The sequence below is a fragment of the Tessaracoccus lubricantis genome (assembly GCF_039544535.1).
Classification (GTDB): Bacteria; Actinomycetota; Actinomycetes; order Propionibacteriales; family Propionibacteriaceae; genus Arachnia; species Arachnia lubricantis.
In genome coordinates, this window is the sequence record NZ_BAABLV010000027.1 from 84,665 (window position 1) to 97,301 (window position 12,637).

The 12,637-nt window shown below is 68.2% G+C and carries 13 protein-coding genes and 2 tRNA genes; 6 read left to right on the forward strand and 9 right to left on the reverse strand.

The window, feature by feature from the left end:
* Nucleotides 1-72 precede the first annotated feature (72 nt).
* From ABEA30_RS09135 to galK, 3 genes are read left to right on the forward strand one after another with little or no spacing between them, the layout of a single operon-like run.
* Nucleotides 73-3,915 carry a multifunctional oxoglutarate decarboxylase/oxoglutarate dehydrogenase thiamine pyrophosphate-binding subunit/dihydrolipoyllysine-residue succinyltransferase subunit gene (locus ABEA30_RS09135; protein ID WP_345582092.1) on the forward strand — a complete coding sequence of 1,281 codons (3,843 nt, stop codon included), beginning with the start codon at nucleotides 73-75 and terminating at the stop codon, nucleotides 3,913-3,915.
* Between the two features lie 18 nt (nucleotides 3,916-3,933).
* On the forward strand, nucleotides 3,934-4,116 hold the full coding sequence (locus tag ABEA30_RS09140; RefSeq protein ID WP_345582093.1) for a DUF6104 family protein: 183 nt from the start codon (nucleotides 3,934-3,936) through the stop codon (nucleotides 4,114-4,116).
* On the forward strand, nucleotides 4,116-5,258 hold the full coding sequence (gene galK / locus ABEA30_RS09145; protein ID WP_345582094.1) for a galactokinase: 1,143 nt from the start codon (nucleotides 4,116-4,118) through the stop codon (nucleotides 5,256-5,258). Before ABEA30_RS09140 ends, galK begins: the two co-directional genes overlap by 1 nt.
* Here galK and ABEA30_RS09150 read toward each other — a convergent pair.
* Complete coding sequence (locus ABEA30_RS09150; RefSeq protein ID WP_345582095.1) at nucleotides 5,255-5,629, reverse strand: hypothetical protein; 375 nt, start codon at nucleotides 5,627-5,629, stop codon at nucleotides 5,255-5,257. The genes galK and ABEA30_RS09150 overlap by 4 nt on opposite strands.
* Before the next feature lie 169 nt (nucleotides 5,630-5,798).
* Between ABEA30_RS09150 and ABEA30_RS09155 the strand changes: the two genes are divergently transcribed.
* Nucleotides 5,799-6,050: a WhiB family transcriptional regulator gene (locus ABEA30_RS09155; protein ID WP_076058478.1), complete on the forward strand. Its 252-nt coding sequence runs from the start codon at nucleotides 5,799-5,801 to the stop codon at nucleotides 6,048-6,050.
* A gap of 27 nt (nucleotides 6,051-6,077) precedes the next feature.
* Here ABEA30_RS09155 and ABEA30_RS09160 read toward each other — a convergent pair whose 3' ends face one another.
* On the reverse strand, nucleotides 6,078-7,490 hold the full coding sequence (locus ABEA30_RS09160; RefSeq protein WP_345582105.1) for a sensor histidine kinase: 1,413 nt from the start codon (nucleotides 7,488-7,490) through the stop codon (nucleotides 6,078-6,080).
* A gap of 114 nt (nucleotides 7,491-7,604) precedes the next feature.
* Between ABEA30_RS09160 and ABEA30_RS15945 the strand changes: the two genes are divergently transcribed.
* Nucleotides 7,605-7,679: a 50S ribosomal protein bL37 gene (locus ABEA30_RS15945; protein ID WP_369819251.1), complete on the forward strand. Its 75-nt coding sequence runs from the start codon at nucleotides 7,605-7,607 to the stop codon at nucleotides 7,677-7,679.
* A 55-nt stretch (nucleotides 7,680-7,734) separates the two neighbouring features.
* Here ABEA30_RS15945 and ABEA30_RS09165 read toward each other — a convergent pair whose 3' ends face one another.
* From ABEA30_RS09165 to leuC, 5 genes are all read right to left on the reverse strand, one after another.
* The gene (locus ABEA30_RS09165) at nucleotides 7,735-8,007 is read right to left on the reverse strand and encodes a zf-HC2 domain-containing protein (protein WP_345582096.1); all 273 of its coding nucleotides are present in this window, start codon (nucleotides 8,005-8,007) and stop codon (nucleotides 7,735-7,737) included.
* Complete coding sequence (locus ABEA30_RS09170) at nucleotides 8,007-8,621, reverse strand: sigma-70 family RNA polymerase sigma factor (RefSeq protein ID WP_345582107.1); 615 nt, start codon at nucleotides 8,619-8,621, stop codon at nucleotides 8,007-8,009. The genes ABEA30_RS09165 and ABEA30_RS09170 overlap by 1 nt, the downstream gene beginning before the upstream one ends.
* 221 nt (nucleotides 8,622-8,842) lie before the next feature.
* Complete coding sequence (locus ABEA30_RS09175; RefSeq protein ID WP_345582097.1) at nucleotides 8,843-9,313, reverse strand: DoxX family protein; 471 nt, start codon at nucleotides 9,311-9,313, stop codon at nucleotides 8,843-8,845.
* Between the two features lie 85 nt (nucleotides 9,314-9,398).
* A complete protein-coding gene (gene leuD / locus ABEA30_RS09180) occupies nucleotides 9,399-10,004 on the reverse strand; it encodes a 3-isopropylmalate dehydratase small subunit (RefSeq protein ID WP_345582099.1) in 606 nt (201 codons plus the stop codon).
* A gap of 3 nt (nucleotides 10,005-10,007) precedes the next feature.
* A complete protein-coding gene (leuC, locus tag ABEA30_RS09185) occupies nucleotides 10,008-11,414 on the reverse strand; it encodes a 3-isopropylmalate dehydratase large subunit (RefSeq protein WP_345582101.1) in 1,407 nt (468 codons plus the stop codon).
* Nucleotides 11,415-11,524: 110 nt separating this feature from the next.
* On the opposite strand from leuC, the gene ABEA30_RS09190 reads away from it, so the two are divergent.
* The gene (locus ABEA30_RS09190; RefSeq protein WP_345582103.1) at nucleotides 11,525-12,250 is read left to right on the forward strand and encodes an IclR family transcriptional regulator; all 726 of its coding nucleotides are present in this window, start codon (nucleotides 11,525-11,527) and stop codon (nucleotides 12,248-12,250) included.
* Nucleotides 12,251-12,308: 58 nt separating this feature from the next.
* Here ABEA30_RS09190 and ABEA30_RS09195 read toward each other — a convergent pair.
* Nucleotides 12,309-12,381: transfer RNA gene (locus ABEA30_RS09195), tRNA-Glu, on the reverse strand.
* A gap of 56 nt (nucleotides 12,382-12,437) precedes the next feature.
* Nucleotides 12,438-12,509, reverse strand: a tRNA-Gln gene (locus tag ABEA30_RS09200).
* Between the last annotated feature and the right edge of the window lie 128 nt (nucleotides 12,510-12,637).

Genomic DNA, 12,637 nt, shown 5'->3' on the forward strand with positions numbered 1-12,637 from the left:
GCTTCGTGAAGCAGCCGCAGACGTCTGCGGCCTCCGTCCGAACAGAGGGGAAAGTGGCTTCTGCCACGGAACATGTCAGCACCTGACTCAAACGACCTTTTCGGTGCCAACTCCTGGCTCATCGACGAGATGCGGGAGGCGTACGACGCAGACCCGCAGTCAGTGGACGCCACCTGGCGTGAGTTCTTCGCAGCCGAGGGAGCGCCGCCGCAGCCCGCCGCCGTGGAATCCGCCGCTCCCCCGACGCAGCCGACACCCGAGAAGCCCCAGGCCGCGCCGCAGGCCGAGACCAAGCCTGCGCCGAAGCCCGCCTCCGCCAGCCCTGCTGCGGCCAAGCCGGACGCCAAGGCCGAGCGGCCCAAGTCGCCCGAGGCGAAGCAGCGCGAGGCGGCCTCCGGCGTGACCGACACGCCTCCTGCGCGTCCGGCCGCCACCACGAAGACCGAAGCCCGGCCCACCGTCGAGAAGGTCACCACCGGCCGCAACGCTCCGCACAACCCGGGCTCCGGTGCCGGCCTCAGCGCCAACACCCCCAGCCCCAGCGTGCGCCCCGAGCCGACGGCGGCCCAGCCCAAGTACACGGTGCTCCGCGGCGCACCCATGCGCACCGCCAAGAACATGGACACGTCGCTGACGGTGCCCACGGCCACGTCGGTGCGCTCGGTGCCGATGAAGCTGGTCATCGACCAGCGCACCCTCATCAACAACTTCCTGCGGCAGTCCAAGGGCGGCAAGGTCTCGTTCACCCACATCATCGGCTTCGCGATGGTGCAGGCGCTCAAGGCCATGCCGGACATGAACAACGCCTACGACGTCGTCGACGGCAAGCCCAACCTGATCGAGAACCCGTCGATCAACCTCGGTATCGCCATCGACGTGCAGAAGGGCGACACCCGCCAACTCCTGGTGCCCAACATCAAGGGGTGCGAGAACTTCAACTTCTTCCAGTTCTGGTCGGCCTATGAGCAGGTGGTGCAGAAGACCCGCGCCGGAGACCTGCAAGTCTCCGACTTCGCGGGCACGACGGCGTCGCTGACCAACCCGGGCGGCATCGGCACCAACCACTCGGTGCCGCGCCTCATGACGGGCCAGGGCATGATCCTGGGCGTCGGCAACATCGACTACCCCGCCGAGTTCCAGGGCATGAGCGATTCGAAGATGACCGAACTCGCGGTGTCCAAGATCACCACGCTGACCTCCACCTACGACCACCGCGTCATCCAGGGCGCCACCTCCGGTGAGTTCCTGAAGAGGATGCACGGGCTGCTGCTGGGCGAGGACGGCTTCTACGACCAGATCTTCGAAGCGCTGCGGATCCCCTACGAGCCGCTGCGCTGGGCCGGCGACATCTCCGCCCACCGTGACAACCAGGTCTCCAAGACTGCCCGCGTGCTCGAACTCATCAACGCCTACCGCGCGTTCGGGCATCTGGTGGCCGACACCGACCCCCTCGAGTACCGCCAGCGTTCCCACGAGGACCTGCGCCTCGAGACGCACGGGCTGTCGATCTGGGACCTCGACCGCGAGTTCGCCGTCGGCACCTTCGGCGGCAGCGAACGCACCTACCTGCCGCTGCGCGACATCATTTCCACACTGCAGGACTCGTACTGCCGCACGGTGGGCGTCGAGTACATGCACATCTCGGACCCGCGCCAGCGGCGCTGGTTCCAGCAGCGCATCGAGAAGCCGCACCAGGCGCTCACGCACGACGAGCACATGCACGCGCTGGACAAGCTCAACGAGGCGGAGATCTTCGAGACCTTCCTGCAGACGAAGTTCGTCGGCCAGAAGCGCTTCTCGCTGGAGGGCGGCGAGTCGCTGATCATCCTGCTCGACGAGATCGCGCAGCAGGCGGCCAACGACGCCGTCGACGAGGTCTGCATCGGCATGCCGCACCGCGGCCGCCTCAACGTGCTGGCCAACATCGTCGGCAAGAGCTACGGCCAGATCTTCCGCGAGTTCGACGGCCAGGTGGACCGCTCCGGCACCGGTGACGTCAAGTACCACCTGGGCGCCGAGGGCACCTTCGTCGCCTCGAACGGCGCCACCGTCAAGACCTCGGTCGCCGCGAACCCCTCGCACCTCGAGGCCGTCAACCCCGTGCTCCAGGGCATCGCCCGCGCCAAGCAGGACATGTTGGGGCAGAGCGACTACCCGGTGCTGCCGTTGACGCTGCACGGCGATGCGTCGTTCTCCGGCCAGGGCGTGGTGTTCGAGACCATGCAGATGTCGCAGCTGCGCGGTTACAAGACCGGTGGCACCATCCACGTCGTGGTCAACAACCAGGTGGGCTTCACCACCGCCCCGACGGAGTCGCGGTCCTCGACGTACTCGACGGACGTGGCCAAGTCCATCTCCGCCCCGGTGCTGCACGTCAACGGGGATGACCCCGACTCCTGCATCCGCGCCGCGCGCATCGCGTTCGAGTACCGCCAGACGTTCCACAAGGACGTCGTCATCGACCTGGTCTGCTACCGCCGCCGTGGCCACAACGAGGGCGACGACCCGAGCTTCACGCAGCCGAACATGTACGACCTCATCGAGCAGAAGCGCTCCACGCGCCGGCTGTACACCGAGTCGCTGATCGGCCGTGGCGACATCTCCATGACGGACGCCGAGGACGTCATGAACCGCTTCCGGGCCCGCCTGGAGAACGTGTTCCGTGAGGTCCGCGAGTCCAAGGGCGCCCCCGACGAGTACCGCAAGGTGCCGTACTACCCCACCAAGCCCGAGGAGCGCCTCACCGAGATCACCACGGAGATGCTGCAGACCATCGCCAACGTGCACACGCAGTTCCCCGACGGGTTCTCCGTGCACCCGAAGGTGCTGCCGCAGCTGGAGCGGCGCGCCGAGGCGATCATGCACGGCCCGATCGACTGGGCCACGGCCGAGATCATCGCGTTCGGGTCGCTGCTCATGGAGGGCCGCCCCGTCCGCCTCGCCGGCCAGGACTCCCGCCGCGGCACGTTCTCGCAGCGCTTCGCCGCCATCGTGGACCGGATCACCAACGAGGCCTGGGTGCCGCTGAAGCACCTCACCGAGGACCAGGCCACCTTCGAGGTCTGGGACTCGCTGCTCAGCGAATATGCGGCCCTCGGCTTCGAGTACGGCTACTCGGTGGCCCGGCCCGACGCGCTCGTGCTGTGGGAGGCGCAGTTCGGCGACTTCGTCAACGGTGCCCAGACCATCTCGGACGAGTTCGTGGCCTCCGGCAACGCCAAGTGGGGCCAGAAGTCCGGCGTGTGCCTGCTCCTCCCCCACGGCTACGAGGGCCAGGGGCCAGACCACTCGTCGGCCCGCATCGAGCGGTGGCTGCAGCTGTGCGCCGAGGGCGCGCTGGCGGTGTGCCAGCCGTCGACCCCTGCCAACCACTTCCACCTGCTGCGCCAGCACGCCTACGTGAACTGGCATCGCCCAGTGGTGATCGCCACCCCGAAGTCGATGCTGCGCAACAAGCTCGCCACGTCGACCCCCGAGGAGTTCACCTCCGGACGCTGGCACCCCGCCCTCGACGACCCCACCATCGCGGACCCGTCGAAGGTCGAGCGGATCCTCCTGTGCTCCGGCAAGGTGCGCTGGGACCTCGTGGCCCGCAGGGAGAAGATGGGCCACGACGGCAAGGTGGCGATCATCGCACTCGAACGCCTGTACCCGTTGCCCGCTGAGGAGCTGGCCACCATCCTGCGCCAGTACGCACACGTCACCGACGTGCGGTTCGTGCAGGACGAGCCGGAGAACCAAGGCGCCTGGCCGTTCATGTCGGTGCACCTGCCCGGCGCGATCAAGGAGGTCTTCCCCGAGTTCGACCTCACGATGACGCCCGTGACGCGGCCGTGGTCGTCGGCGCCCTCGGTCGGGTCGATGGCCGTCCACAAGCAGCAGGAGGAGGACCTGCTGGGCGCGGCACTGGGCTGAGGCCCTAAGCTTTCGGTCATGTATTTCACCGACCGCGGGCTGGAGGAGCTGGTTGACCGGCGTGGCCACGAGGAGATCACCTTCGAGTGGCTCGCCGATCAACTGCGCACCTTCGTCGACCTCAACCCCGAATTCGAAACCCCTGTGGAGCGCCTCGCCTCGTGGCTCGCTCGTCTCGACGACGACGAGGAGGAGGACTGATGCCCGACCTCGACGCGCTCACGCAGCGTTACCGTGAGGCCGTGGGGGGCGAGCCGGAAGGGTTGTGGTACGCCCCGGGCCGCGTGAACCTGATCGGTGAGCACACCGACTACAACGACGGCTTCGTGCTGCCGTTCGCGCTGGACAAGAAGGCCATCATCGCGGGCGGCCGCCGCGACGACGACCAGTTGGTGATCGTGTCGCTCGAACTCGACGACGAGGTGCGCCTCACCGTCGAGGAACTTGCACCGGGCAGTGAGGGCTGGTCGGCCTACCTGGCCGGCGTCGTGTGGGCCCTGCGCGAGGCGGGCCACGACGTGCGCGGCGCCAACCTGGTGATGACGTCGGACGTGCCCCTGGGCGCGGGGCTCTCCAGCTCCGCCGCCATCGAGTGCGCCACCGTCGCGGTCCTGTGCGACCTGTACGGGCTCGACATCGACCCGGTGGACCGTGCGAAGCTCGCCCGCGTGGCGGAGAACGCCTACGTCGGTGCGCCCACGGGCCTGCTGGACCAGGCCGCCAGCACGCTGTGCGAGGCGGACCACGGCCTGTTCCTCGACTGCCGCACCCTCGAGACCGAGCAGGTCCCGCTCCCCATGGCGGAGCAGGGCTACGAGATGCTCGTGCTCGACACCAAGACGCCCCACAGCCACGTCGACGGCGAGTACGGCACCCGCAGGGCCAGCTGCGAGCAGGCCGCGGCCATCCTCGGCATTCCTGCGCTGCGTGACGTCACCGACCTCGACGAGGCCATCGAGAAGCTCGACGACCCCACGATGGTCAAGCGCGTGCGGCACGTCGTCACTGAGAACGAGCGGGTGCTCAAGGCCCTCGAGGTGGCACGCAGCGGCGACCTGGCCGCGCTGGCGCCACTGTTGGACGAGTCCCACGCCTCGATGCGCGACGACTACGAGATCACCGTCGACACGGTGGACCTCGCCGTCGAGACTGCCAAGAAGGCGGGGGCGCTCGGCGCACGGATGACGGGCGGCGGCTTCGGCGGCTGCATCATCGCGCTGACGCACCAGGGCGACGCCGACAGGATCGGGCTGGCCATCGCCGACGCCTTCGCGGGCGCCGGCTTCGGCAGGCCGGAGTGGTTCACCGCGACGCCCGCCCAGGGCGCGGGCCGGCTGGTCTAGGCCTTCTCCATCTCGCCCCGCCCGACCGCCACCACGGAGGTCACGACGGTGGCGAGGACGAACGGGGCCACGACGAGGGTACCGATGAACTGCGCACGGTCATCGGTACCCATCAGGCTGTAGACGACCATCGCATGCAACAGGGACGAGGCGACGATCAGGCCCAGCGCCCAGCGCTGACCCCGGGCGACCAACCACGCAATGGCGATGAGCGCCGCGCCGTAGATCGTGAGCATCAGCGCCACGCCCACGCCGAACCGTTCGGGGTTGGCCACGAGCGCGCCGACGGCGACGCCCAGGATCCCCAGACCCGTCAGCGCGGTCAGGATCACGGGGACGGCCAGCAGGGGTCGACGCAGTACAGCACTCACGACCTCAGCGTGCCTGAGTTGCCAGGATTTGGGCAACTTGCCCACGCGTTGGCGCGGTATACAACACACGGCGGCAACTATTGCTTATCGTTGCAGGCAAGGGTAACCTGCATGAGCTTGCGGAGATTCTCCGGAGCACAGAACCCCACCCGACAGAAGGAGTACAACTATGGATTGGCGCCACAGGGCCGCCTGCCTCACTGAGGATCCGGAGTTGTTCTTTCCCGTCGGCAACACCGGGCCGGCGTTGGCACAAATCGAAGAAGCCAAGAAGATCTGCGCCCGTTGTGTCGTCAAGGACCAGTGCCTCTCGTGGGCGCTCGAGGCCGGTCAGGACCACGGTGTCTGGGGTGGTCTGAGCGAGGACGAGCGCCGCGCGATCAAGCGCCGAGCGGCCCGCTCCCGCCTGCGCAACAACTGAGCGTCGGAGCGGCGTGGCACGCCGCCCCTAGGGCACGGGCAGCATGATGTGCGCCACCGTGCCGGGGCCGTCCTCCCGGTTCTTCAGCGTGAAGGTACCGTCGAGGTCGTGGATGAGCGTCGAGATGATCGACAGCCCCAATGACTTCTGGGCTCCCATGCGGAACCCTTCCGGCAGCCCGTGCCCGCCGTCGGCGATGTCGATCCGTAGCATGGCCCGGTCGCGCTGCGGCACGACCTCCACCACCCCCGAGGCGCTGTCCAGGCCATGTTCGACGGCGTTCTGGCACAGCTCGGTGATCACCATCGACAACGAGGTGGCCATCTCGGCCGGAATGACGCCGAACGTGCCGCGCCGCACCGCTCGCACGGTGCCTGCGGAGGCCGCAAGGTCGCCCACCATGTCGAGGATCTTGTCGCACACCTCGTCGAACGCCACCTCCTCCACCAGTGAGTAGCTCAGCGTCTCATGGACCATGGCGATCGAGGAGACGCGGCGCATGGCGTCGCGCAGGGCCTCCTTACCCTCCTCCGACTTCAGCCGGCGCGACTGCATGCGCAGCAGTGCCGCCACGGTCTGGAGGTTGTTCTTGACGCGGTGGTGGATCTCGCGGATGGTGGCGTCCTTCGTGACGAGCATCCGGTCTCGGCGGCGGAGGTCCGTGGTGTCGCGGCAGAGGACGAGCATGCCGGCGGTGGTGAACTCCAGCCACAGCGGCAGCACGACGAACCGCATCGACGCGCCCCGCGCCTCGACGTCGAACTCCAGGGTGAGCCTGCCGTCGATGTCGGCACTGACGGTCTGTCCCACCGCCTCGACGCCCTCGCGGAGCTGGCGGGTGAGTTCCCGGAACCGCTCCCCCTCGATGTCGCCGATCGCGCCCAGTCGACGGTAGCCGGTGATGGCGTTGGGGCTCGCGTAGGAAATCACTCCGTCCGGCTGCACCCGCAGGACGCCGTCGGCCACGCGCGGCATCAGCGCCTTGTCCGACGGCGGCACCAGCGGGAACTCGCCGCGCATGAGCATCTGCGTGAGGATCTCGGCGGCCTCGAGGTAGTTCTCCTCCAGGGCGCCGGTGGCGCGCATGCCCATCTGGTTGGTGTGGCGTTCGATGACCGCCACCGGGCGGTCGTGCCGCAGGACGGGGATGGCCCAGACGTCGACGGGGATGCCGGCCGAGATGGCGTTGTCGCTGGTCTCGGCGATCTCGTGCGTCATGAAGGCGACGGTGACCTGATGGTCGGGTTCGTACTCGATGAGTTCGCCCACGATGTCCTCCTCGAGGGCTGTGGGGCCCGTCACGGGCCTCACCTGGGCCGTGCAGGCAAAGATGTCGCCCTCCTCGGTGAGGGGCTTCCAGAGGACGAGGTCGGAGAAACTCAGGTCTGCCAGCATCTGCCAGCCGGACACGAACGCATCCAGCCACTCGTCGTCGCTCATCAGGTCAACATCACGGCTCACGGGTCCACTCTGCCACGGACACCCTTTTCCATGCAGCCCGGTCCTTCTGGCACAATGGGGCGTCCCCTGAACGTGATACAAGGAGGCCCAACTATGGGTAAGCGTGGCCGCAAGCGCAAGGCTCGTCGTAAGAACGGCGCCAACCACGGTAAGCGTCCCAACGCCTGACCGAAACCAAAAGCCCCCGCCTGGTGCGGGGGCTTGTCGTTTTCCTGGGCTTTCCTCAGCCCGTCCGGGAGATGCGCATGGTCTGGATGCGGGCCGTCAACGTCGACGGTGCCGACTGTTGCGGCTGGCTGCGCTGGATCATCTCGGTGATGGTGGATTCGATCTCGAAGTTCTCCATACATCGCTCACAGGCATGCAGGTGGTGGCGGATCATGTCCGCGTCGGCCTCGACCAGTTCGTTGTGCAGGAACGCGTGCACCCGCGCGAGCGCCTGGACGCACTCGTCCATCTCGTCATGCGCGTGGGAGAACATGTCGCTTTCACTCATCACCGGCCTCCCGCCTTCCGACCGATACCCCGCTCACGGGCGTAATCGGCGAGCAGCTCGCGCAGTTGGGCGCGGCCGCGGTTCAATCTGCTCATCACGGTGCCCAGCGGGGTGTCCATGATCTGGGCGATCTCCTTGTAGGAGAAGCCCTCGACGTCTGCCAGGAGCACTGCCATGCGGAAGTTCTCCGGCAGCGCCGCGATCGCGTCGGCGACGGCGGCGTCAGGCGTCTGGTCGAGGGCCTCCATCTCGGCGCTGCGCAGCCCGGTCGAGTCGTGCGAGGCCGCCCGGGCGAGCTGCCAGTCCGTCACGTCCTCGTCGCCGCTGGTCTGCGGCGAGCGCTGCGCCTTGCGGTAGGCGTTGATGTAGGTGTTGGTGAGGATCCGGTACAGCCAGGCCTTCAGGTTGGTGCCGGGGGTGAACGTGTGGCGCGAGGCGAAGGCCCGGGCGTAGGTGTCCTGCACGACGTCCTCGGCATCGGCCGGGTTGCGCGTCATGCGCAGGGCCGCACCGTACAGACGGTCGAGATGGCTCAGCGCTTCCTCCTCGAACGCCGCGGCGGCCGCGTCGTCGAGTTCGGCGTCCTGTGACGCATCGAGAAGTTCCTTGTCCATCACGACAGACAATAGCGCGAGAAGCACGAAGGCCCGCACTGGGCCCACCACTGGCGCAGCAGCGCTGCGCATCCGGGTCGGCATGGTGTCCATGTGAGCTTCAACGCCGCGCGGGACTCCGCTATTCCCGGACTGGCCTTCCGGTGCCGCAGCCCACCATCCGCCCCCGAGAACGACGAAACCCCGGCCCACGTGGGGCCGGGGCGCGCGACGCTGAGGGGTCAGCGACCGACGGTCGCCAACTCGCGGTCGCCGACGGCGACCCCAGAGGTGCGGTCGAGGATCAGCGCGTCGACGGAGTAGCGCCCTGCACCGGCAACGCCAACGGCCAGGGCAGCCGCGGCGATGACGCCGACGAGCTCCCAACCGTTGGAGGCGACGAAGACGCCACCGGACAGGTGGACGATGACGGCGGCGCCGAGCATCTCGAGCGCCACCACGAAACCGGCGATGGCCGAGAACGCGCCGGCCAGCAGCAGGATGCCGCCGACGAGTTCGACGAAGGCCGCAATGGTCGCCGACAGCTGCGGCGCGGGCACGCCCATCTCGGCGAAGGCGGCGCCGATACCGGCCAAGGTCCACTCGCTGAACTTCTGGATGCCGTGGGCGATGAGGACCGCGCCGACGATGACGCGTGCGACGAGCAGGGCGACGTTGCGCGCCGCAGTGGGTAGCGTGATGAGGCTCTTCATGGGAGGAGCCTCCAGGGTTCCCGAACGACGCAAGGGGCCTGCCTCACGGCAGGCCCCTTGCGGGCGTGGGCGCGGAAGCCCCGGCTCAGCCGGCGGTGCGCGCCGGCAGCGTCTTCGGCTTGAACGCCGGGCGGGTCGCCTCGTACTGCGAGATCGTCTCGTCGTGCTGCAGCGTCAGCGAGATGTCGTCGAGGCCGTTGAGCAGACGGTGCTTGGTGTACTCGTCGATCTGGAACTGCACCACCAGGTCACCCCTGGTGATGGTCTGGGTCTCCAGGTCGACCGAGGTCTCGACGTTCGGGTCGGCCTCGATGGCGTCCCACAGGCGGTCGCGGTCCTCCTCCGACACCAGCGCGATCAGCAGGCCGGCCTTGCCGGAGTTCGAGCGGAAGATGTCACCGAAGCGGGTGCCGATGACGACCTTGAAGCCGTAGTTCTGCAGCGCCCAGACGGCGTGCTCGCGCGACGAGCCGGTGCCGAAGTCGGGCCCCGGGATGAGGATGGTGCCGTGGGTGAACGGCTCCTTGTTCAGGACGAACTCCGGGTCGTTGCGCCAGGCGGCGAACAGGCCGTCCTCGAATCCGGTGCGCGTGATGCGCTTGAGGTAGACCGCAGGGATGATCTGGTCGGTGTCGACGTTCGAGCGCTGGAGCGCAACGGCGATGCCGGTGTGGCTCTTGAACGGTTCCATGGGTCAGGCTCCAATCAGGTCTGCGGGGGCGGCCAGGTGGCCGGTGATGGCGGTCGCGGCAGCGACGGCGGGCGACACCAGGTGGGTGCGGCCCCCCTTGCCCTGGCGGCCCTCGAAGTTGCGGTTCGACGTGGACGCCGAGCGCTCACCCGGAGCCAGCTGGTCCGGGTTCATGCCCAGGCACATCGAGCAGCCTGCTGCGCGCCACTCGGCGCCGAAGTCCAGGAAGACCTTGTCCAGGCCCTCGGTCTCGGCCTCGATGCGGACGCGGGCCGAGCCGGGCACGACCAGCATGCGCACGCCGTCGGCGATCTTCCTGCCCTGCAGCACGGAGGCTGCGAGGCGCAGGTCCTCGATGCGGCCGTTGGTGCAGGAGCCGAGGAAGACGGTGTCGACCTTGATGTCACGCATGGGCGTACCCGGGACGAGGTCCATGTACTCCAGCGCGCGGCGGGCAGTGGCCTGTTCCACCTCGTCGGCGAAATCCTCGGGCGCGGGCACCGAGGCGCCCAGCGGCACGCCGTGGCCCGGGTTGGTGCCCCAGGTGACGAAGGGGGTCAGCTGGGTGGCATCGATGTCGACCTCGACGTCGAACGTGGCGTCGTCGTCGCTCTTCAGGGTCTTCCAGTACTCGACGGCGGCGTCCCAGTCCTCGCCCTCCGGCGCGTGCGGGCGCCCCTTGAGGTAGGCGAAGGTGGTCTCATCCGGCGCGATCATGCCGGCCTTGGCGCCCCACTCGATGGACATGTTGCAGATCGTCATGCGACCCTCCATCGACAGGTTCTCGATGGTGGTGCCGCGGTACTCGACGATGTGGCCCTGGCCGCCGCCGGTGCCGACCTTGGCGATCAGCGCCAGCACGACGTCCTTGGCCGTCACACCGTCGGGCAGTTCGCCGTTGATGTTGACGGCCATGGTCTTGGGCTTGGCCTGGTTCAGCGTCTGGGTGGCCAGGACGTGCTCCACCTCGGAGGTGCCGATGCCGAAGGCCAGCGCGCCGAAGGCGCCGTGCGTCGAGGTGTGGGAGTCGCCGCAGACGATCGTCATGCCCGGCTGCGTCACGCCCAACTGGGGACCGATGATGTGGACGACGCCCTGGTCCTTGTCACCCAGGGAGTGGATGCGGATGCCGAACGCCTCGGCGTTCTGGCGGAGGGTGTCGACCTGCTTGCGCGAGACCGGGTCAGCGATCGGCGCCAGAATGTTGAGCGTCGGGGTGTTGTGGTCCTCCGTCGCGAGCGTGAGGTCGGGGCGACGGACGGGACGGCCGGCCAGGCGCAGGCCCTCGAAGGCCTGGGGGCTGGTCACCTCATGGACGAGATGCAGGTCAATGTAGAGCAGGTCCGGCTCTCCGTCGGCGGCGCGGACGACGTGCGCGTCCCATACCTTTTCGCTCAGGGTCTTACCCATGGCTCCTCGCTTCGAAAGATGAAATCGTTCGTGTGAACTCGGCAAGTATGAACCCTCCGAGCCAACTCGCCCGTTTGCTTGTCCAGCATGTGGATTGATAATCTCACCATATGGACGATACTTCTGGCGTTGGAGTACTCGACAAGGCGAGCCTGGTTCTGGCCGCCCTCGAGCGCAATCCCCTCACCCTCGCAGGCCTTGTCACGGCCACCGGGCTGGCCCGCCCCACCGCACACCGCCTCGCCGTCGCGCTGGAGCACCACCGCTTCGTGGGCCGAGACCTGCAGGGCCGCTTCGTGCTGGGCCCCCGGCTGATCGAGCTGGCCGAGTCGGCGGGCGAGGACCCCCTGCTGGCCACCGCCGGCCCCATCCTCCAGCGGCTGCGCGACATCACGGGTGAATCGGTCCAGCTCTTCCGCCGCCAGGGCGACTACCGCGTCTGCGTGGCCGCCGTCGAGCGGCCGTCGGGCCTCCGCGACACCGTCCCGGTGGGCGCGCAGCTCTCGATGTCGGCTGGTTCTGCGGCGCAGGTGCTCCTGGCCTGGGAGGAGCAGGAGAAGCTCGAGAAGCTGCTCGAGGCCGCGTCGTTCACCACGGCCACGCTCCAGACCGTGCGCCGCCGCGGTTGGGCGCAGTCGGTGGCCGAGCGCGAGGCCGGCGTGGCCTCCGTGTCGGCACCGGTGCTGGCCCCGTCCGGCAAGCTCATCGCCGCCGTGTCCGTGTCGGGCCCCATCGAGCGCCTCACCCGCTCCCCCGGCCGGCTGCACGCGCCCGCCGTGCTGGCCGCAGCCGAACGCCTGAGTGAGGTGCTGCGCCGCTCCGGCGCCCCGGAATGATCCGCTCCGGCGCGAAAACAAGAAATCCCCCGGTCTTTCGACCGGGGGATTTGCCTTGTAGCCCCGACGGGATTCGAACCCGCGCTACCGCCTTGAGAGGGCGGCGTGCTAGGCCGCTACACAACGGGGCCCCTAGCGCGTGGGAGAGCTTAACACTCTCGCCTGCTGGATGGCTAATCGCCTTCCGCAGGGGTACCAGGACTCGAACCTAGACTGACGGAACCAGAATCCGGCGGGCTGCCAATTACCCCATACCCCTAGCATGCCCGGCTTCCCGAGCACGAGAAGAAACACTACACCACGTCGCGCGAACACCACAAATCGGCGAGTTGACTCACGCTAGATGCCCGCGTAGGCCGATTCGTTGACTCATCTCAAGATGCCCGC